The sequence below is a fragment of the Pseudomonas sp. CFBP 5748 genome (assembly GCF_053850495.1).
Map to the genome: position 1 here is coordinate 62,500 of NZ_JBSPTN010000006.1, position 20,258 is coordinate 82,757.

General features: G+C 61.6%; 17 protein-coding genes. 10 read left to right on the forward strand and 7 right to left on the reverse strand.

From position 1 onward, the window contains the following. Positions 1–221: 221 nt before the first annotated feature. From ACWNZ1_RS15265 to ACWNZ1_RS15275, 3 genes are read right to left on the reverse strand one after another with little or no spacing between them, the layout of a single operon-like run. Positions 222–587 (reverse strand): DNA polymerase III subunit chi, encoded by a 366-nt coding sequence (locus ACWNZ1_RS15265; protein WP_135847033.1) that lies wholly within the window; start codon positions 585–587, stop codon positions 222–224. Between the two features lie 7 nt (positions 588–594). After that, on the reverse strand, positions 595–1,023 hold the full coding sequence (locus tag ACWNZ1_RS15270; protein WP_135847032.1) for a DNA polymerase III subunit chi: 429 nt from the start codon (positions 1,021–1,023) through the stop codon (positions 595–597). 60 nt (positions 1,024–1,083) lie between these two features. Then, entirely contained in the window at positions 1,084–2,574 is a 1,491-nt protein-coding gene (locus tag ACWNZ1_RS15275; RefSeq protein WP_135847031.1) for a leucyl aminopeptidase, read from the reverse strand. Positions 2,575–2,890: 316 nt separating this feature from the next. On the opposite strand from ACWNZ1_RS15275, the gene lptF reads away from it, so the two are divergent. The 8 genes from lptF to pdxJ all read left to right on the forward strand — a co-directional run bounded on the left by lptF (position 2,891) and on the right by pdxJ (position 11,344). Next, on the forward strand, positions 2,891–4,012 hold the full coding sequence (gene lptF / locus ACWNZ1_RS15280) for an LPS export ABC transporter permease LptF (protein WP_135847030.1): 1,122 nt from the start codon (positions 2,891–2,893) through the stop codon (positions 4,010–4,012). Then, positions 4,005–5,066 (forward strand): LPS export ABC transporter permease LptG, encoded by a 1,062-nt coding sequence (lptG, locus tag ACWNZ1_RS15285; RefSeq protein ID WP_135847029.1) that lies wholly within the window; start codon positions 4,005–4,007, stop codon positions 5,064–5,066. Before lptF ends, lptG begins: the two co-directional genes overlap by 8 nt. A 199-nt stretch (positions 5,067–5,265) precedes the next feature. Next, a complete protein-coding gene (gene lepA / locus ACWNZ1_RS15290) occupies positions 5,266–7,065 on the forward strand; it encodes a translation elongation factor 4 (RefSeq protein WP_135847028.1) in 1,800 nt (599 codons plus the stop codon). A 5-nt stretch (positions 7,066–7,070) separates the two neighbouring features. Beyond that, positions 7,071–7,925 (forward strand): signal peptidase I, encoded by an 855-nt coding sequence (gene lepB, locus ACWNZ1_RS15295; RefSeq protein WP_135847027.1) that lies wholly within the window; start codon positions 7,071–7,073, stop codon positions 7,923–7,925. A gap of 184 nt (positions 7,926–8,109) precedes the next feature. Next, entirely contained in the window at positions 8,110–8,799 is a 690-nt protein-coding gene (gene rnc, locus ACWNZ1_RS15300) for a ribonuclease III (protein WP_135847026.1), read from the forward strand. Continuing rightward, positions 8,792–9,694 (forward strand): GTPase Era, encoded by a 903-nt coding sequence (gene era / locus ACWNZ1_RS15305; protein ID WP_135847025.1) that lies wholly within the window; start codon positions 8,792–8,794, stop codon positions 9,692–9,694. Before rnc ends, era begins: the two co-directional genes overlap by 8 nt. A gap of 167 nt (positions 9,695–9,861) precedes the next feature. Further along, entirely contained in the window at positions 9,862–10,551 is a 690-nt protein-coding gene (recO, locus tag ACWNZ1_RS15310) for a DNA repair protein RecO (RefSeq protein ID WP_135847024.1), read from the forward strand. A 49-nt stretch (positions 10,552–10,600) separates the two neighbouring features. After that, entirely contained in the window at positions 10,601–11,344 is a 744-nt protein-coding gene (pdxJ, locus tag ACWNZ1_RS15315) for a pyridoxine 5'-phosphate synthase (RefSeq protein ID WP_256453698.1), read from the forward strand. A gap of 125 nt (positions 11,345–11,469) precedes the next feature. Here the strand turns inward: pdxJ and mltF are convergent, their stop codons facing one another. Beyond that, positions 11,470–12,930 (reverse strand): membrane-bound lytic murein transglycosylase MltF, encoded by a 1,461-nt coding sequence (gene mltF / locus ACWNZ1_RS15320; protein WP_135847022.1) that lies wholly within the window; start codon positions 12,928–12,930, stop codon positions 11,470–11,472. A gap of 288 nt (positions 12,931–13,218) precedes the next feature. Between mltF and purL the strand changes: the two genes are divergently transcribed. Then, positions 13,219–17,115 carry a phosphoribosylformylglycinamidine synthase gene (purL, locus tag ACWNZ1_RS15325; RefSeq protein ID WP_135847021.1) on the forward strand — a complete coding sequence of 1,299 codons (3,897 nt, stop codon included), beginning with the start codon at positions 13,219–13,221 and terminating at the stop codon, positions 17,113–17,115. A gap of 4 nt (positions 17,116–17,119) precedes the next feature. Then, complete coding sequence (locus ACWNZ1_RS15330; RefSeq protein WP_135847020.1) at positions 17,120–17,431, forward strand: Nif3-like dinuclear metal center hexameric protein; 312 nt, start codon at positions 17,120–17,122, stop codon at positions 17,429–17,431. Between the two features lie 86 nt (positions 17,432–17,517). Here ACWNZ1_RS15330 and ACWNZ1_RS15335 read toward each other — a convergent pair whose 3' ends face one another. The 3 genes from ACWNZ1_RS15335 to ACWNZ1_RS15345 all read right to left on the reverse strand — a co-directional run bounded on the left by ACWNZ1_RS15335 (position 17,518) and on the right by ACWNZ1_RS15345 (position 20,173). Further along, on the reverse strand, positions 17,518–18,441 hold the full coding sequence (locus tag ACWNZ1_RS15335; protein ID WP_280944361.1) for a scabin-related ADP-ribosyltransferase: 924 nt from the start codon (positions 18,439–18,441) through the stop codon (positions 17,518–17,520). A 632-nt stretch (positions 18,442–19,073) separates the two neighbouring features. Beyond that, the gene (locus tag ACWNZ1_RS15340; protein WP_135847018.1) at positions 19,074–19,580 is read right to left on the reverse strand and encodes a L,D-transpeptidase family protein; all 507 of its coding nucleotides are present in this window, start codon (positions 19,578–19,580) and stop codon (positions 19,074–19,076) included. 41 nt (positions 19,581–19,621) lie between these two features. Beyond that, complete coding sequence (locus tag ACWNZ1_RS15345; RefSeq protein WP_135847017.1) at positions 19,622–20,173, reverse strand: NUDIX hydrolase; 552 nt, start codon at positions 20,171–20,173, stop codon at positions 19,622–19,624. Positions 20,174–20,258: the final 85 nt, after the last annotated feature.

Here is a 20,258-nt window from a genome sequence, read left to right on the forward strand (position 1 = left end):
TTTATTCAGGAAAAGCCGGGAAGTATAGCGGGCGGGGGAGATGCAAGCCACAAGCGGCAAGCTGTAAGCGAGCAGCCCGACGGATAGTTTGTGAACACAGTTGAGCAATGTGGAAGCGGGCTTGCTCGCGAAGGCGGTGTGTCAGGTTTAAATGTGCCGGCTGGCACACCGCCTTCGCGAGCAAGCTCGCTCCCACAGGGTTATTCGGTGGGTAGAACGGGTTACTCGTACTGACTCAACAACCGCTCCATCCGCGCATCCAGTCGGCGCTTGATCTCGGTCTCGATATGCGGGGCGAAGTCGTCGATGACGTCTTGCATGATCAATTGCGCGGCGGCGCGCAGTTCGCTGTCCAGGTGCAGCAGGGCGTCGGGCCCTTTGGGCTCGGCCTTGGCGGCAGGTTTGGGTTGGGGTTGGCCGTTGACCGGCTCGAACAGCAGGGGAATCTGTTCGTCGTGGACGGGCTCGTGCTCCACTGTATCGGTCAGCAGCGGTGGTTGCAGGTTGTCGTCGCCGAGCAGTTGGCGGATCGACTCAAGGTCGTCCAGCAAGTGCGCGGGTTTTTGCGGCGTTTTTGGAGTGTCCATCGTAGGCTCAGAGTCGCTGTAAACGGTGGTCTTGCAGAGGATAGCCCTGTTCGCGGTAGAAACGGAAACTCTCCCGCGCGGCTTGACGGATGGCCGGGTCTTCCACCACCACTTCCGCCACACGGGCGAAACGCTGGGCAAAGGCCGGTACTTTCAGATCAAGGTTGACCAGCAGGTCCTGGTGCTGACCGCAGTCATCCCCCAGTCCGAGCACGATCAACCCCTCGGGTTCGCTTTCCGCCGGGCCGTGGGGTACGAAGCTTTCGCCCTTGAAGGCCCACAAGCGTGCGTCCAAATCCTCGCGCTGGGCGGCATCGCTGCAATGCAGGTAGATGCGGTGGCCCATGCGCCAAGCCTTTTCGGTGAGCTTGCAGGCGAAATCCAGCCGCGCCGACGGATCGGCGCTGGGCAGGATGTAGAAATCGACTTTGGTCATTGCAGTTCCTGAGCCGCCGATGGCGCCACCTGAGGGTGACGCCAACGACGGTCATCGGTGTCAGGCCTTGGCGCGGTCCAGCAGGTATTGGGTCAGCAGGGGGACCGGACGGCCGGTGGCGCCCTTGTCCTTGCCGCCGCTGGTCCAGGCCGTGCCGGCGATGTCCAGGTGCGCCCAGTTCAGGTTCTTGGTGAAGCGCGACAGGAAGCACGCTGCGGTGATGGTCCCGGCTTTCGGGCCACCGATGTTGGCGATGTCGGCGAACGGGCTGTCCAGTTGTTCCTGGTACTCATCGAACAGCGGCAGTTGCCAGGCGCGGTCGTCGGCCTGCTGGCCGGCGCTGAGCAATTGTCCGATCAGTTCGTCGTTGTTGCCCAGCAGGCCCGAGGTGTGGGAGCCCAGGGCGACGATGCAGGCACCAGTCAGGGTCGCGATGTCGATCACCGCTTGCGGCTTGAAGCGCTCGGAGTAGGTGAGGGCGTCACACAGCACCAGGCGGCCTTCGGCGTCGGTGTTGAGGATTTCCACGGTCTGGCCGCTCATGGTGGTGACGATGTCGCCCGGGCGCGAGGCCGTGCCACTTGGCATGTTCTCGGCGCAGGCCAGGATGCACACCAGGTTGATCGGCAGCTGCAGTTCGAGCACGGCCCGCAGGGTGCCGAACACGCTGGCGGCGCCGCCCATGTCGTACTTCATTTCATCCATGCCGGCACCGGGCTTGAGGCTGATGCCACCGGTGTCGAAGGTGATGCCCTTGCCGACCAGCGCGTAAGGCTTCTCGGATTTCTTGCCGCCGTTGTATTGCATGACGATCAGGCGCGGCGGCTGGGCGCTGCCCTGGCCGACGGAGTAGAACGAACCCATGCCCAGGTCCTTGATTTTTTTCTCGTCAAAGACTTCGACCTTCAGGCCCTTGAACTCCTTGCCCAGTGCCTTGGCCTGTTCGCCGAGGAACGTTGGGTGGCAGATGTTCGGCGGCAGGTTGCCCAGGTCGCGAGTGAAAGCCATGCCATTGGCAATCGCGGTGGCGTGGGTCACGGCGCGCTGGACTTCGGCCTGGGCGGCCTTGATGGTCAGCAGGGTGATTTTTTTCAGGGCACGGGGTTCGGCTTTCTGGCTCTTGAACTGGTCGAACTGGTATTCGCCGTCCACCAGGGTCTCGGCCAGCAATCGGTTCTTGCCGTAGCTGTCGCGGCCCTTGACCACCACCTCGTCCAGCGCCAGGGCGGCATCAGCGCCACCCAAGCCCTTGAGGGTGCCCAGCACGCCGGCGATGATTTTACGGAACGCACGGTCGCCCAGTTCGGCGTCCTTGCCCACGCCCACCAGCAGCACGCGCTCGGCCTTGAGGTTGGGCAGGTTGTGCAGCAACAGGCTCTGGCCGACTTTGCCGGCCAGGTCGCCGCGCTTGAGCACGGCGCTGAGGGCGCCGCCGCTGAGGGTATCGAGCTGGGTGGCGACCACGCCGAGTTTGCGATTTTCACCGACGGCGACCACCAGCGTGGCGGTTTTCAACGTTTCTGGGCTGACGCTTTTTACAACCAGTTCCATGTCCGGATCCCTGAGTCAATGATCAAGATGCCAGGCGCCGAGACGATGGCGCGCTGCGCGAGCTTCTTCTATATAAAAGAAGCGCCGGTGTTTGCCGGCGACAAAGGCCGCAGTTTGAACCCCGGCGCCCGAGCCTGACAACCCCACTGGCAACGCTAACTTTGCGGCTTTAAGCAGCGGTTTAAAGCGTGCGCAGTGACAGGCGCCTCCAATCACAGGATAATGCGGCTCTTTTTTCGGCGGTTCGCGTTGGCGGGCCGGCTCGATACGTTTGCTTGTTTGGCCGCCTTAGCCTGACAACCCTGGAGTGTCTGGTTTGATCGTCTTTCGTTATCTATCCCGCGAAGTCCTGCTGACCTTGAGTGCCGTGAGCGCCGTGCTGCTGGTCATCATCATGAGCGGACGCTTCATCAAATACCTCGCCCAGGCGGCCTCCGGCGCCCTGGACCCGGGCTCCCTGTTCCTGATCATGGGGTTCCGCCTGCCGGGCTTCCTGCAACTGATCCTGCCGCTGGGGCTGTTCCTTGGCATTTTGCTGGCCTACGGCCGCTTGTACCTGGACAGCGAAATGACCGTGCTGTCGGCCACCGGCATGAGCCAGCAGCGCCTGTTTCGCATCACGCTGTTCCCGGCCACATTGGTGGCGCTGGTCGTGGCCTGGCTGAGCCTGAGCCTGTCGCCCCAGGGCGCCAACCAGTTCCAACTGCTGATCAACCAGCAGGACGCCATGACCGAATTCGACACCCTGGTGCCGGGTCGTTTCCAGGCCCTGCGCGACGGTAGCCGGGTCACCTACACCGAACAGCTCTCGGACGACCGGATCAACCTGGGCGGCGTCTTTATCACGCAAAAGAACCTGTCTTCCGATACTAAAAAGGATCGCGGCATTTCCGTGCTGGTGGCTGAGAAGGGCCGCCAGGAAATCAACCCGGATGGCAACCGCTACCTGATCCTGGAAAACGGCTACCGCTACGACGGCAAACCGGGCCAGGCCGACTACCGGGCGATCAAGTACGACACCTATGGCGTGCTGCTGCCCAAGCCTGAGGTCAGCGACGAAGTCACCGACCGTGACGCGATGCCCACCGCCAGCCTGCTGGGCAGCGATGACATCCGTGCGCGCACCGAGCTGCAATGGCGCCTGTCGCTGCCGCTGCTGGTGTTCATCGTGACCCTCATGGCGGTCCCGCTGTCGCGAGTCAACCCGCGCCAGGGTCGTTTCCTCAAGCTGCTGCCGGCGATTCTTCTGTATATGGCTTACCTGACCATCCTTATTTCTGCTCGCAGTGCGCTGGAGAAAGGCAAGATTCCGCCGACCCTGGGCTTGTGGTGGGTGCACTCGATCTTCCTGGCCATCGGCCTGGGCTTGCTCTACTGGGAGCCACTACGCTTGAAACTGGCCAGTCGCCGCAGCGTGCTGGAGGTGGCCCGTGGTTAAGCTCGATCGCTACATCGGCAGCAGCGTGTTCATGGCGATCCTTGCGGTGCTGGGGATCATCCTTGGCCTGGCGACCCTGTTTGCCTTCATCGATGAAATGAGCGACGTCAGCGACACCTACACCCTGACGGACGTGGCGAGCTACGTACTGCTCACTGCGCCGCGGCGTCTGTACGACATGTTGCCGATGGCCGCACTGATCGGTTGCCTGATCGGCCTGGGCAGCCTGGCCAGCAACAGCGAGCTGACCATCATGCGCGCCGCGGGTGTGTCCATTGGTCGGATCGTCTGGGCGGTGATGAAGCCGATGCTGGTGTTGATGCTGGTGGGTGTGTTGATCGGCGAATACATCGCCCCGGCCACCGAAAATACCGCCCAGGCCAACCGTTCCCTGGCCCAGGGCGGCGGCGACGCGCAAAGCGCCAAGCATGGCCTGTGGCACCGCCAGGGCGATGAGTTCATCCACATCAACTCGGTCCAGCCCAATGGCATCCTCTATGGCGTGACCCGTTATCGCTTCGACGAGCAGCGGCACATGCTGTCGTCGAGCTTCGCCAAGCGCGCCAAATTTGCCGAGGATCACTGGCAACTGAACGATGTCACCACCACCTTGTTCCATGACAAGCGCACCGAAGTGGTCGCCGCCCCGCAGGAGCGTTGGGACGTGTCGATCAGCCCGCAATTGCTCAGCACCGTGGTGATGGCGCCGGAGTCCCTGTCGATTACGGGTTTGTGGGGATATATCCACTACCTGGCGGACCAGGGCCTGAACAATGGCCGCTACTGGCTGGCTTTTTGGGTCAAGGTGTTGCAACCGCTGGTCACCGCCGCCCTGGTGCTGATGGCGATCTCCTTCATCTTCGGCCCGCTGCGTTCGGTGACCCTCGGTCAACGGGTATTTACCGGTGTGTTGGTGGGCTTCACTTTCCGTATTGCCCAGGATTTGCTGGGGCCGTCGAGCCTGGTGTTCGGTTTCTCGCCGCTGTTCGCGGTGCTGGTACCGGCTGCTGTCTGCGCACTGGCCGGGCTCTGGTTGCTGCGTCGGGCGGGTTGATCGCGCACCTGTAGCAGGGGGCTGTGGGAGCAAGGCTATGTGGGAGCAAAGCTTGCTCGCGACACAGGCGATGCGGTCTTTCAGAAACTAAGGTGGCTGTTTCGCGAGCAAGCTTTGCTCCCACTTGCGCGGTGTATCAGGTACAATTCCCGGCTATTTTTCGGCGGGCCATGCCTGCAGCCTTTTTGAGTGTTGATCCGTGAGTGATTTGAGTCATATCCGCAATTTCTCCATCATCGCCCACATTGACCATGGCAAGTCGACGCTGGCTGATCGCTTCATCCAGATGTGCGGTGGCCTGGCCGAGCGCGAAATGGAAGCCCAGGTCCTGGACTCCATGGACCTCGAGCGTGAGCGCGGGATCACCATCAAGGCCCACAGCGTTACCCTCTACTACAAGGCCCGCGATGGCGTCACCTATCAGCTGAACTTCATCGATACCCCGGGCCACGTCGACTTTACCTATGAAGTCAGCCGGTCGCTGGCGGCCTGTGAAGGTGCCTTGCTGGTGGTCGATGCCGGCCAGGGCGTCGAAGCCCAGTCGGTTGCCAACTGCTACACGGCCATCGAGCAGGGCCTGGAAGTCATGCCGGTGCTGAACAAGATCGACCTGCCCCAGGCCGATCCGGACCGCGTGAAGGAAGAAATCGAGAAAATCATCGGCATCGACGCCACCGACGCGGTCACCTGCAGCGCCAAGACCGGCCTGGGCGTGGACGAAGTGCTCGAACGCCTGGTGGCCACCATTCCCGCGCCGACCGGCAACATCGAAGATCCGCTGCAAGCGTTGATCATCGACTCCTGGTTCGACAACTACCTGGGCGTGGTCTCCCTGGTTCGCGTGCGCCATGGCCGCGTGAAGAAGGGCGACAAGATCCTGGTCAAGTCCACCGGCAAGATCCACCTGGTGGACAGCGTCGGTGTATTCAACCCGAAACACACTGCCACCGTCGACCTGAAGGCCGGTGAAGTGGGCTTCATCATCGCCGGCATCAAGGACATCCACGGGGCGCCGGTTGGTGACACCCTGACCTTGAGCTCCACCCCCGACGTCGATGTGCTGCCAGGTTTCAAACGGATCCAACCGCAAGTCTACGCCGGCCTGTTCCCGGTCAGCTCCGACGACTTCGAAGACTTCCGCGAGGCCCTGCAAAAGCTGACGCTGAACGACTCGTCCCTGCAATACACCCCGGAAAGCTCCGACGCCCTGGGCTTCGGTTTCCGTTGCGGGTTCCTGGGCATGCTGCACATGGAAATCATCCAGGAGCGCCTGGAGCGCGAGTACGACCTGGACCTGATCACCACGGCGCCTACCGTAATCTTCGAGCTGCTGCTCAAGAACGGCGAAACCATCTACGTCGACAACCCGTCCAAGCTGCCGGACCTGTCGGCCATCGAGGATATGCGCGAGCCTATCGTGCGGGCCAACATCCTCGTGCCTCAGGAACACCTGGGCAACGTCATTACCTTGTGCATCGAGAAGCGTGGTGTACAGCACGACATGCTGTTCCTCGGCACGCAGGTCCAGGTGACCTACGACCTGCCGATGAACGAAGTGGTACTGGATTTCTTCGATCGCCTGAAATCCACCAGTCGCGGCTATGCTTCGCTGGACTATCATTTCGATCGTTACCAATCGGCTAATCTGGTGAAGCTGGATGTGCTGATCAACGGTGAGAAGGTCGATGCCCTGGCATTGATCGTGCACCGTGACAACGCGCACTACAAAGGTCGTGCATTGACCGAGAAGATGAAGGAACTGATTCCGCGGCAGATGTTCGACGTGGCAATCCAGGCCGCCATTGGCGGGCAGATTGTGGCGCGTACAACCGTCAAGGCGCTCAGAAAGAACGTATTGGCCAAATGCTACGGCGGCGACGTCAGCCGTAAGCGCAAGCTGTTGGAAAAGCAGAAGGCCGGTAAAAAACGCATGAAGCAGGTCGGTAATGTGGAAATTCCACAGGAAGCCTTCCTTGCGGTGCTCAGGTTGGATAGTTAGGTCCTATGTCGCTAAATTTCCCGCTGTTGCTGGTTATCGCCGTGTTCGTCTGCGGCCTGTTGGCGTTGCTTGATCTGTTGTTCCTGGCGCCTCGGCGCCGGGCGGCCATTGCCTCTTATCAGGGCAGCGTCAGCCAGCCTGATGGGGTGGTGGTCGAAAAACTCAACAAGGAACCGCTGCTGGTCGAATACGGCAAGTCGTTTTTCCCGGTGTTGTTCATCGTGCTGGTGCTGCGCTCGTTCCTGGTGGAGCCGTTCCAGATCCCGTCCGGCTCGATGAAGCCGACCCTGGATGTAGGCGACTTTATCCTGGTGAACAAGTTTTCCTACGGGATCCGCCTGCCGGTGATCGACAAGAAAGTCATCGAGGTCGGTGACCCGCAACGCGGCGATGTGATGGTGTTTCGCTTCCCGAGCGACCCGAACGTCAACTACATCAAGCGTGTCGTTGGCCTGCCGGGCGACTCGATCCGCTACACCGCCGACAAGCGCCTGTTCGTCAATGGTGCACTGGTGGCCGAACAACTGATCGGCTCCGAGCCGGGTACCCTGGGCAGCGCTGAGCTCTACCAGGAAAAACTCGGTGAGGCCGAACACCTGATCCGCAAGGAAATGAGCCGCTACCGCGCCGCGCCGGACCGCTCGTGGACCGTGCCGGCCGGGCACTATTTCATGATGGGCGACAACCGTGACAACTCCAACGACAGCCGTTACTGGGATGATCCAAACATTCCCAAGGACATGCTGGGCATGGTCCCCGACCGGAATATCGTCGGCAAGGCCTTCGCGGTCTGGATGAGCTGGCCGGAACCCAAACTCAGTCACCTGCCGAATTTTTCGCGGGTTGGCCTGATCAAGTAATCACACACGGCGCTGTTGAACACAGCGCCGAATGCATTTCTGGAGCCCGTACAAGGCTGCCCGAAGGCATGAAGCCAACGATACTCAGGACGTTATTTTTGAACACAGCGTTAATTGTCCCAAGCCAACGGTGCCTTGCCGCCGTGGCGGTGGAATCCAGCCACGAACTCAGCGTGGGTAAACCGTGAGCGCTTCTCTAAGTCGTCTCGAGCGTCAGCTCGGCTACACCTTCAAGGACCAGGAACTGATGGTCCTGGCCCTCACTCACCGCAGTTTTGCCGGGCGCAACAACGAACGCCTGGAGTTCCTCGGTGATGCCATCCTCAACTTCGTGGCTGGCGAGGCGCTGTTCGAGCGTTTCCCGTTGGCCCGCGAAGGCCAGCTGTCGCGTTTGCGCGCACGATTGGTAAAAGGTGAGACCCTGGCCGTGCTGGCCCGTGGTTTTGACCTGGGCGAATACCTGCGCCTGGGGTCCGGTGAATTGAAGAGCGGCGGTTTCCGTCGCGAGTCGATTCTGGCCGACGCCCTGGAGGCGTTGATTGGCGCGATCTATCTGGACTCGGGCATGGAGATGGCGCGCGAGCGCGTGCTGGCCTGGCTGACCTCCGAGATCGACAGCCTGACGCTGGTGGACACCAACAAGGATCCAAAGACCCGACTGCAGGAATTCCTGCAATCGCGCAGTTGCGAACTGCCGCGCTACGAAGTGGTGGATATCCAGGGCGAGCCGCATTGCCGAACGTTCTTCGTCGAATGCGAAGTTGTCCTACTGAATGAAAAAAGCCGAGGTCAGGGTGTGAGTCGTCGTATTGCCGAACAGGTAGCGGCCGCCGCAGCACTGATTGCCCTGGGCGTGGAGAATGGCAATGACTGATACAACCGTCACCCGCTGCGGCTATGTCGCCATCGTCGGCCGGCCGAACGTGGGCAAGTCCACGCTGCTGAACCACATCCTGGGCCAGAAGCTGGCGATCACCTCGCGCAAGCCCCAGACCACTCGCCACAACATGCTGGGCATCAAGACCGAAGGCGCCGTGCAGGCGATCTACGTTGACACCCCGGGCATGCACAAGGGCGGCGAAAAGGCCTTGAACCGCTACATGAACAAGACCGCTTCGGCGGCGTTGAAAGACGTCGACGTGGTGATCTTCGTGGTCGATCGCACCAAGTGGACCGACGAAGACCAGATGGTCCTCGAACGCGTCCAGTACGTGACCGGTCCGCTGATCGTGGCACTGAACAAGACCGACCGCATCGAAGACAAGGCTGAGCTGATGCCGCACCTGTCCTGGTTGCAGGAACAGCTGCCGAACGCCCAGATCATTCCGATCTCTGCCCAGCACGGGCATAACCTCGAGGCGCTGGAGCGGGTGATTGCCGAGCACCTGCCGGAAAACGATCACTTCTTCCCGGAAGATCAGATCACCGACCGCAGCAGCCGTTTCCTCGCCGCAGAACTGGTGCGCGAAAAAATCATGCGCCAGATGGGCGCCGAGCTGCCCTACCAGATCACGGTCGAGATCGAAGAGTTCAAGCAACAGGGCAAGACTCTGCACATTCATGCGTTGATCCTCGTCGAACGTGACGGCCAGAAGAAAATCATCATTGGCGACAAGGGCGAGCGCATCAAGCGCATCGGCACCGAAGCGCGCAAGGACATGGAGCTGCTGTTCGACTCCAAGATCATGCTCAACCTGTGGGTCAAGGTGAAGGGCGGTTGGTCCGATGATGAGCGGGCGTTGCGGTCGCTGGGTTACGGCGACCTGTAACTCGTCCAGCGGCACACCACCGACCTTGTGGGAGCGGGCTTGCTCGCGAAGGCGGTGTGTCAGTTAACGATTATGTTGACTGACACACCGCCTTCGCGAGCAAGCCCGCTCCCACATTGGTTTTATGTTGTTTATAAATTGTGCTCGGCCCGTGAGACTTCGTTTCCATGTCCCAGACCCAACCCATCGCCCAACCCGCCTACGTCCTGCACTCACGCGCCTACCGCGAAAGCAGCGCCCTGGTGGATTTCCTCACGCCGCAAGGTCGGCTGCGGGCGGTGTTGCGGGGCGCGCGGGGCAAGGCTGGGACGCTGGCGCGGCCGTTTGTGCCGCTGGAAGTCGAATTCCGCGGTCGGGGCGAGTTGAAGAATGTCGGGCGCATGGAAAGCAACGGCGTCGCGGCGTGGCTCAACGGCGAGGCGTTGTTCAGCGGTTTGTACCTTAATGAATTGCTGATCCGCCTGCTGCCCGCTGAAGATCCCCATCCCGCCGTCTTCGACCATTACGCCGCCACGCTGCAGGCCCTGGCCGAAGGCCGTGCGCTGGAGCCGCTGCTGCGCTCGTTCGAATGGCGGCTGCTGGACGACCTCGGCTACGGGTTCGCCCTGAACACCGACTTGCACGGCGAGCCTATCGCAGCAGACGGTCTGTACCGCTTGCAGGTGGATGCTGGCCTGGAGCAGGTCTACCTGTTGCAACCCGGGCTGTTCAACGGTGCCGAGCTTTTGGCCATGGCCGAGGCGGACTGGAGTGCGCCGGGCGCGTTGTCGGCGGCCAAGCGTCTGATGCGCCAGGCCCTGGCGGTTCATCTGGGCGGTCGGCCGCTGGTCAGTCGCGAGCTGTTTCGCAAGCCCTGATCAACCCGTATGCTGTGGGCCGACTATTTGTCCATTCAGGAGCCTTTTCGTGAGCACCAGCAATCGCATTCTTCTCGGCGTGAACATCGACCATGTCGCCACCCTGCGCCAGGCCCGCGGTACGCGCTACCCGGATCCGGTCAAGGCCGCACTGGACGCCGAAGAGGCGGGTGCCGACGGCATCACCGTGCACTTGCGTGAAGACCGTCGCCACATCCAGGAGCGCGACGTGCTGCTGCTCAAGGACGTGCTGCAAACCCGCATGAACTTCGAAATGGGCGTGACCGAAGAAATGATGGCGTTCGCCGAGCGCATCCGCCCGGCACACATTTGCCTGGTGCCGGAAACGCGTCAGGAGCTGACCACCGAAGGCGGCCTGGACGTGGCAGGGCAGGAAGCGCGGATCAGGGTGGCGGTGGAGCGGCTGTCGAAGATCGGTGCCGAGGTGTCGCTGTTCATCGATGCCGACGAGCGGCAGATCGCAGCCTCCAAGCGTGTCGGCGCCCCGGCCATCGAATTGCACACCGGCCGTTATGCCGATGCCGAAACGCCAACGGCCGTGGCCGATGAGCTGCAACGGGTGGCCGATGGCGTGGCCTTCGGCCTGGCCCAGGGCCTGATCGTCAACGCCGGCCATGGCCTGCACTACCACAACGTCGAAGCCGTCGCGGCGATCAAGGGCATCAATGAACTGAACATCGGCCATGCGCTGGTGGCCCATGCGTTGTTTGTCGGGTTCAAGTCGGCGGTGTCGGAAATGAAAGCGCTGATCCTGGCTGCCGCTAAGCCTTGATCCAACACTATCCCCTGTGGGAGCGGGCTTGCTCGCGAAAGCGGTGTATCAGTCGACATAATCGTTAACTGACAAATCGCATTCGCGAGCAAGCCCGCTCCCACATTAAGGGTGGTGTATGGCAATCAGAGCGGTGGGGTTTCCTGGTTCGGCTTGCTCTTGTCGACACCCGGCACGTGCAGGTTGCCCTCGGCCACCTGGTTGCCTTCGAGTTGCGGCTGCGTGACCCAGGTCAGGATGTCGTAGTAGCGACGGATGTTCGCCACGAAATGCACCGGCTCGCCGCCCCGGGCGTAGCCGTAGCGGGTCTTGCTGTACCACTGTTTCTGGGACAGGCGCGGCAGGATCTTCTTCACATCCAGCCACTTGTTCGGGTTCAGCCCTTCCTTGGCCGCCAGTTTGCGGGCGTCGTCCAAGTGACCGCTGCCCACGTTATAGGCGGCGAGGGCGAACCAGGTACGGTCCGGCTCCTGGATGCTCTCGTCCAATTGGTCCTTCATGTAGGCCAGGTACTTGGCGCCGCCCATGATGCTCTGCTTCGGATCCAGGCGGTTGGACACGCCCATGGCCTGGGCGGTGTTCTGGGTCAGCATCATCAGGCCACGCACGCCGGTCTTGGACGTCACCGTCGGTTGCCACAGCGATTCCTGATAGCCGATCGCGGCCAACAGGCGCCAATCGACTTTCTCTTTCTTGGCGTAGGCCTTGAAGTGTTGCTCGTATTTGGGCAGCCGTTGCTGCAAGTGCTGGGCGAAGGTGGTGGCGCCCATGTAGCCGAGGACATCGACGTGCCCGTAATAGCGGTCTTTCAGGCGTTGCAGCGTGCCGTTCTTCTGGACCTTGTCGAGGTAGCTGTTGATCTCGTTGAGCAGGCTGTTGTCTTCGCCGGGCGCCACCGCCCAGCTCTGGCTGCGGGCGTCGCCCAGGTCGAAGGCCACGCGTACGTTGGGGAAGTACACCTGGTTCATCGCCACTTCGTTGGAATCGACCAGGGTCAGGTCGATCTGGCCCTCATCGACCATGCGCAACAGGTCGACCACCTCAACGGCGTCGGACTCTTCGTATTCAATGCCTGGATATTGCTGTTTCAACTGCGCCAGTTGTTCGGCATGGGTGCTGCCCTTGAGCACCATGATCTTCTTGCCGGCCAGGGCGGCCGCGTCGGTGGGGCGGGACTGGCCGTTGCGATAGATGATTTGCGGGGTGACTTCCAGGTAGGCGTGGGAAAACCGCACCTGTTTCTTGCGTGGCTCGCTGCTGACCAGGCCGGCAGCCGCCAACACCGGGCCGTTGGGTTTGCCGACCTGGTTGAACAGGTCATCGAGGTTGTCGGCGGTCTCGATCTTCAGTTCCACCCCCAAATCCTCGGCGAAGCGCTTCACCAGCTCGTATTCGAAGCCGGTTTCACCGTTGCGATCCTCAAAGTAGGTGGCAGGGCTGTTTCGGGTAACCACCCGCAGCACGCCATCCTCCTTTACGCGCTCCAGTGTGTTGGGTTTCTCAACACAACCACTGAGCACCAGGAAGAGTCCGGTAGCGATCAGCCATTTGGCGTACCGCGGACGCAAAGCCGTTGGGGAAAACATCTGCGCAGTATACGCAAACGGCCCCTGCCGCCATATCTCGACAGCAAAAGGCCAGTCTGCTAGCCGTTGCAAAACATGTCCGTAACGCAGGCGGGCTGGCGTGGGACGAGCTTTGCACCGCTGAAAAATAACTCGCCATGGTCACGGCATTAGGCCCCCGACAGGGTCATTGGCGCACAGACCGACATTCGGCCTGCACCGCACGTGCCGTTTCGGGTGCCGTTGCCGGCGGTTTAGGCTAGAATGCACGGCCTCAAAGCACACCCCCTTCCCGAGGCTGTCCCGAAGATGTTGATCCTGCGCGGCGCTCCTGCCCTTTCTGCCTTTCGCCACAGCAAACTCCTTGAGCAACTGAGCCAGAAGGTACCGGCTGTCAGTGGCTTGTATGCTGAATTCGCTCACTTCGCCGAAGTCACCGGCGGTTTGACCGGCGACGAACAGCAGGTGCTTGCGCGCCTTCTGAAGTACGGTCCCAGTGTTCCCGTCCAGGAGCCGGCCGGTCGCCTGTTTCTGGTGTTGCCGCGTTTTGGCACCATTTCGCCGTGGTCGAGCAAGGCCAGTGACATTGCCCGCAACTGCGGCCTGGCGAAAATCCAGCGCCTGGAGCGCGGTATTGCCTTTTATGTCGCCGGTGAGTTCAGCGAGGCCGAGGCCCAACTGATCGCCGACGGCCTGCATGACCGCATGACCCAGGTCGTACTGGGCAACCTGGAACAGGCCGCCGGCCTGTTCAGCCACGCCGAACCCAAGCCACTGACCGCCATCGACGTGTTGGGCGGCGGCCGCGCCGCGCTGGAAAAAGCCAACGCCGAGCTGGGCCTGGCCCTGGCCGAAGACGAGATCGATTACCTGGTCAACGCCTTCCAGGGCTTGAAGCGCAACCCCCACGACATCGAACTGATGATGTTCGCCCAGGCCAACTCCGAGCACTGCCGCCACAAGATCTTCAACGCCAGTTGGGACATTGACGGCCAGAGCCAGGAAAAAAGCCTGTTCGGCATGATCAAGAACACCTACCAGATGCACAACGAAGGTGTGCTGTCGGCCTATAAGGACAACGCCGCGGTGATCGTCGGCAACGTCGCCGGTCGCTTCTACCCGAACCCTGAGACCCGCCAGTACGGTGCGGTCCAGGAGCCGGTGCACATCCTGATGAAGGTCGAGACCCACAACCACCCGACCGCGATTGCGCCGTTCCCGGGTGCGTCTACCGGCTCCGGTGGCGAGATCCGCGACGAAGGCGCCACCGGTCGCGGTGCCAAGCCCAAGGCTGGCCTGACCGGCTTCACCGTGTCGAACCTGCAGATCCCCGGCTTCGAACAGCCGTGGGAAAAGCCATACGGCAAGCCTGAGCGCATCGTCAACGCCCTGGACATCATGATCGAAGGTCCTCTTGGGGGCGCGGCGTTCAACAACGAATTCGGCCGTCCGGCCCTGACCGGTTACTTCCGTACCTTCGAACAGTCCATTACCACTCCGCGTGGTGAAGAAGTTCGCGGTTACCACAAACCGATCATGCTCGCCGGCGGCATGGGCAACATCCGCGCCGACCACGTGCAGAAAGGCGAAATCCTGGTCGGCTCCAAGCTGATCGTCCTCGGTGGCCCGGCCATGCTGATTGGCCTGGGCGGCGGCGCGGCTTCCTCCATGGCCACCGGCACCAGCTCGGCGGACCTGGACTTCGCCTCGGTCCAGCGGGAAAACCCGGAAATGGAACGTCGTTGCCAGGAAGTCATCGACCGTTGCTGGCAGCTGGGTGAACACAACCCCATCAGCTTTATCCACGACGTCGGCGCGGGTGGCCTGTCCAACGCCTTCCCGGAACTGGTCAACGACGGTGGCCGTGGTGGCCGCTTCGAACTGCGCAACATTCCGAACGACGAGCCGGGCATGGCCCCGCACGAAATCTGGAGCAACGAATCCCAGGAGCGTTACGTCCTGGCGGTCGGCCCGGCCGACTTCGAACGCTTCCAGGCCATTTGCGAGCGCGAGCGCTGCCCGTTCGCCGTGGTCGGTGAAGCCACCGCCGAGCCGCAACTGACCGTCACCGACAGTCATTTCGGCAACAGCCCGGTGGACATGCCGCTGGAAGTGTTGCTGGGCAAGGCCCCGCGCATGCACCGTTCGGCCGTTCGCGAAGCCGAGCTGGGCGATGATTTCGACCCGTCGACGCTCGACGTTGCTGATTCCATCGAACGTGTACTGCACCACCCGGCCGTGGCGAGCAAAAGTTTCCTGATCACCATTGGCGACCGCACCATCACCGGCCTCGTGGCCCGTGACCAGATGGTCGGCCCGTGGCAGGTGCCGGTGGCCGACGTTGCCGTGACCGCCACCAGCTTCGACGTCTACACCGGCGAAGCGATGGCCATGGGCGAGCGTACGCCGCTGGCACTGCTGGACGCTCCGGCGTCGGGCCGCATGGCGATTGGCGAGACCCTGACCAACATCGCGGCCTCGCGCATCGGCAAGATCTCCGACATCAAGCTGTCGGCCAACTGGATGTCCGCCGCTGGCCACCCGGGTGAAGACGCCCGTCTGTACGACACCGTCAAGGCCGTCGGCATGGAGCTGTGCCCGGAGCTGGGTATCACCATCCCGGTGGGCAAGGACTCCATGTCCATGGCCACGCGCTGGAACGATGAAGGCGTGGACAAGAGCGTGACCTCGCCACTGTCGCTGATCGTCACCGGTTTTGCTCCAGTCACCGACATCCGCCAGACCCTGACCCCGCAACTGCGCATGGACAAGGGCACCACCGACCTGATCCTGATCGACCTGGGCCGTGGCCAGAACCGCATGGGCGCCTCGATCCTGGCCCAGGTGCACGGCAAGCTCGGCTCGCAAGCGCCGGACGTCGATGATGCCGAAGACCTGAAGGCGTTCTTCGCCGTCATCCAGGGCCTCAACGCCGACGGTCACTTGCTGGCCTACCATGACCGTTCCGATGGTGGTTTGCTGACCACCGTGGTGGAAATGGCTTTCGCCGGCCATTGCGGCCTGAGCTTGACCCTCGACAGCGTTGCCGAGTCCACCGCTGAAATCCCGGCCATCCTGTTCAACGAAGAACTGGGCGCGGTGATCCAGGTTCGCCAGGACGCCACCCCGGACATCCTCGCCCAGTTCAGCGCGGCTGGCCTGGCCGACTGCGTCTCGGTGATCGGTCAGCCGATCAACAACGCCCACATCAACATCACCTTCAACGGCGACACCGTCTTCGAAGGCCAGCGCAGCCTGTTGCAGCGCCAGTGGGCGGAAACCAGCTACCAGATCCAGCGCCTGCGCGACAACGCCGACTGCGCCGAGCAGGAATTCGACGCGCTGCTGGAAGAAGACAACCCGGGCCTGAGCGCCAAGCTCAGCTACGACGTCAACCACGACGTGGCCGCGCCTTACATCAAGAAAGGTATTCGCCCACAGGTGGCGGTGCTGCGTGAGCAGGGCGTCAACGGTCAGGTGGAAATGGCGGCGGCATTCGACCGCGCCGGTTTCAGCGCGATCGACGTGCACATGAGCGACATCCTGGCTGGCCGTGTCGACCTGAACGACTTCAAGGGCATGGTCGCCTGTGGCGGTTTCTCCTACGGTGACGTACTGGGTGCCGGTGAAGGCTGGGCCAAGTCGGCACTGTTCAACAGCCGCGCCCGTGATGCGTTCCAGGGTTTCTTCGAACGGACCGACAGCTTCACCCTCGGCGTGTGCAATGGTTGCCAGATGATGTCCAACTTGCACGAGCTGATCCCGGGCAGCGAGTTCTGGCCGCACTTCGTGCGTAACCGTTCCGAGCAGTTCGAAGCCCGCGTGGCGATGGTCCAGGTCCAGGAGTCGAACTCGATCTTCCTGCAGGGCATGGCCGGTTCGCGCATGCCGATCGCCATCGCCCACGGCGAAGGCCATGCCGAATTCGAAAGCGAAGAAGCCCTGCTCGAAGCCGACCTGTCCGGTTGCGTGTCGCTGCGTTTCGTCGACAACCACGGCAAGGTCACCGAAACCTACCCGGCCAACCCGAACGGCTCGCCGCGCGGAATCACCGGCCTGACCAGCCGCGACGGCCGCGTCACGATCATGATGCCGCACCCTGAGCGGGTTTTCCGCGCAGTGCAGAACTCGTGGCGTTCGGACGACTGGAACGAAGACGCGCCATGGATGCGCATGTTCCGCAACGCCCGCGTCTGGGTGAACTGAGGCGGTGTACAAGCTCTGCTTCTTCGTCCCGGCCAGCCACCTGGAGGTGGTCAAAAGCGCCGTATTCTCCGCCGGTGGCGGGCGTATCGGCGACTATGACCACTGCGCCTGGCAAGTGCTGGGCCAGGGCCAGTTTCGCCCCTTGGACGGCAGCCAGCCGTTCATTGGCGAAGCGGGGCAGGTCGAGCAGGTCGAGGAGTGGAAGGTGGAGCTTGTCGTTGCCGATGAGTTGATCCGTTCGGTGGTGGCGGCGTTGAAGCAGAGCCATCCCTACGAGACACCGGCGTATGAGGTGTGGCGGTTGGAGGATTTTTGATCCTTCTGGCGCTTGAATGAAAAACCCGCTGATTGATTCAGCGGGTTTTTTATTGGGCGTGATTAATGCTGAAAACCCGACCTACTCTATTGGTGGATGTTCTCGAGCCTGCAAGCTTCCTTTTCTATGCCGATGCACTCGACCGGTTCACTCACGCCTTTCGCGAAACGACGGGCGTTCAACAGCAGGCCTCCCTTGATACCGCCGATGAACGCGAAGCCGCCTTCACGCGGACCAGCATTAGGTACCGACAAATCCACCGCTACGACGTTGGACCTGACTTCATAGACCCAACCGCCGTTTGAGGCTCTCTCGGTTGCCCAGAACTTGGCTTCGCTATAGTCTCGAAATGCCATAACGATCGAATGAGCCAGGTGGCTCTCCTGATCCAACGCGTATCTCAAGTTCGGTGGCAAAGAATTCCAGCCCCGTAACCCATGGGTAAGCGCATCCGCGCCCTGCACGGGGTTGACCGTCGTAGAGCCGACTGCCCAGAGGGATTGTTTGGTCGTTACCCATGCCAGTCCCACTGGAGGCGTCAGCCGGCGCCAGTCGATGGACATCGCGGCGACGTCCTGCATCGTCTCGCGGCCGGTGGGTTCACGGTAGTTTGGGTTCTGCACGCAATCGACAAAATCGATTGGCTTGCAGGCCTGCTTGATGAAGTGCCCCTTGACCCCGCCCGGGAAGCTGATTTCCTCCTCGCCGGGAAAGTGCCCCCCCGATTGCACCTGGTCGATTCCATGGGGGGCTTTGAACTCGTACAACCACTCGCTGGCGTAGTGCTCGGCGACGCTCTTTTTGCGCGTTGTGCTGCTAAACACAGACTTAGCGATCCCGCCTCCGTGGCTGTACCAGTCGTACCTCCATTCGATCTTGGGGAAGTCCACTGCTTTGGGCAACAGCCCCTTCGTGAAGGCACTGAGGCCCTGACCCGTCGTATCCCCCCGGTAGAGCGTGTCCATGTCGGTACGCCAGCGCAACGAGGGCGTGGTTTTGTGGATATCCACGCTTGGATCCGCCGTGACCTGAAGCCAGGCGGTATACCACTGCTCCTGTTTTTCATCGGCCCCCCACGCTTTGGAGCCCGACTGCCACACACACGCGCACGCTACCGCGACGACAGCTGTCGCCCGGGTAAACCGTTATGAGTTGTCATGATTTGATGTCTCATCTGGAACGGTGAAGCCCTGTCGAATCACATACGTCATGACTACCTATGCTTCGACGTGACACGTCTCACTTTGAATTCTGCGGGGGCGACCTACTGGGCAGAGCCTCGACCCACCGCATCAGTTCTGAGGGTAGATCAAGGTGGGGGGGACGGTTGCGTTGCGCTTTCGGGGACTTGTAACAAGAAGTGGGAGGGACATAGCCCCAAGTCCTGACAACTCGGTATGTCAGGCATGACTGCTTTGGGGGCTGCTGCGCAGCCCAGCGGGAGCAAGCTCTCATGGAACAAATCACAATCATGTGATTTTTAAGGCTGAAAAAACACATCGATCGTTCCCACGCTCCTGCGTGGGAATGTCGCCAGGGACGCTCCGCGTTCCGCTTCTGGAAGGTGACGCAGAGCGTCACGGGATGCATTCCCACGCAGAGCGTGGGAACGATCAATCCCCCTCGCCACAGAAGCGTGAGGCTACGGACGGATCTCGATCATCGTCCCATCCGGCACCAGGTTCCAAACCTCGCGCATGTCGACATTGCGCATGGCAATGCAGCCATCGGTCCAGTCCAGCGTATGGAACAGTTGCTCGGGGTTTTCTTCCGAATCCGGGGTGCCGTGGATCATGATCATGCCCCCCGGCTCCACGCCTTCGCGTCGGGCGCGGGCGGAGTCGCTGATGTTGGGGTAGGAGATGTGCATCGACAGGTAGAAACGGTCGCTGGTCTTGCGCCAGTCGATCCAGTAGAAACCCTCGGGAGTGCGCTTGTCGCCTTCGATCAGCTTGGGGCCCTTCTTGGCGCCCTTGCCCAGGGAGATGCGATAGGTCTTGAGCGGCTTGCCGTCGTTGATCAATTGCAATTGATGGGCGGACTTGAGCACCAGCACTTTTTCGATGGTTTTGCCGTTGTAGGTTCCCAGTGCAGAGGCCTGGGACACAGCGGTGAACGACAAGCAGAACAGGACAAGCAACCAGCGCATTGAAACGATATCCCTAGAGGTGTCGCGGCTATATTGATTTTTTATGTATTGGCAGGCTGAGCCAGTGGCGGGATCGATTCGGATCGCACCGGGTAATCCTCGGTTCGTCGGTCCGCGTAAAAATATTCCAGGGTCCGGCCCACCGTGCGGAACGCCAGTTCATCCCAGGGAATCTCCGCTTCTTCGAACAGTTTCACTTCCAGGCTCTCGGGCCCGGCGGAGAAATCCTCGTCCACCAGTTCGGCGCGGAAGAATACATGCACTTGGCTGATGTGCGGTACGTCGATCAGCGTATAGATGCTTAAATTTCGCACGCGGGCGCAGGCTTCTTCGGCGGTTTCGCGCACGGCGGCCTGTTCGACCGTTTCGCCGTTCTCCATGAAGCCCGCCGGCAGGGTCCAGTAACCACGCCGTGGCTCGATGGCGCGGCGGCACAACAAGACTTTGCTGCCCCAGGTCGGCACGCAACCGGCGACGATGTTGGGGTTCTGGTAATGGATGGTGTGGCAGGTGTCGCAGACAAAGCGCAGGCGCGAGTCGCCTTCGGGTATGCGCTGGGTCACCGGGTTACCGCACTGGCTGCAGAATTTCATGCTTGGATTCCTGAATGCTGCGCCTATCTTGGCGTGCGAGGGCGGGGTCGGCAAGTTGTCGTTTCGCGACACGACGCGGTGCGGG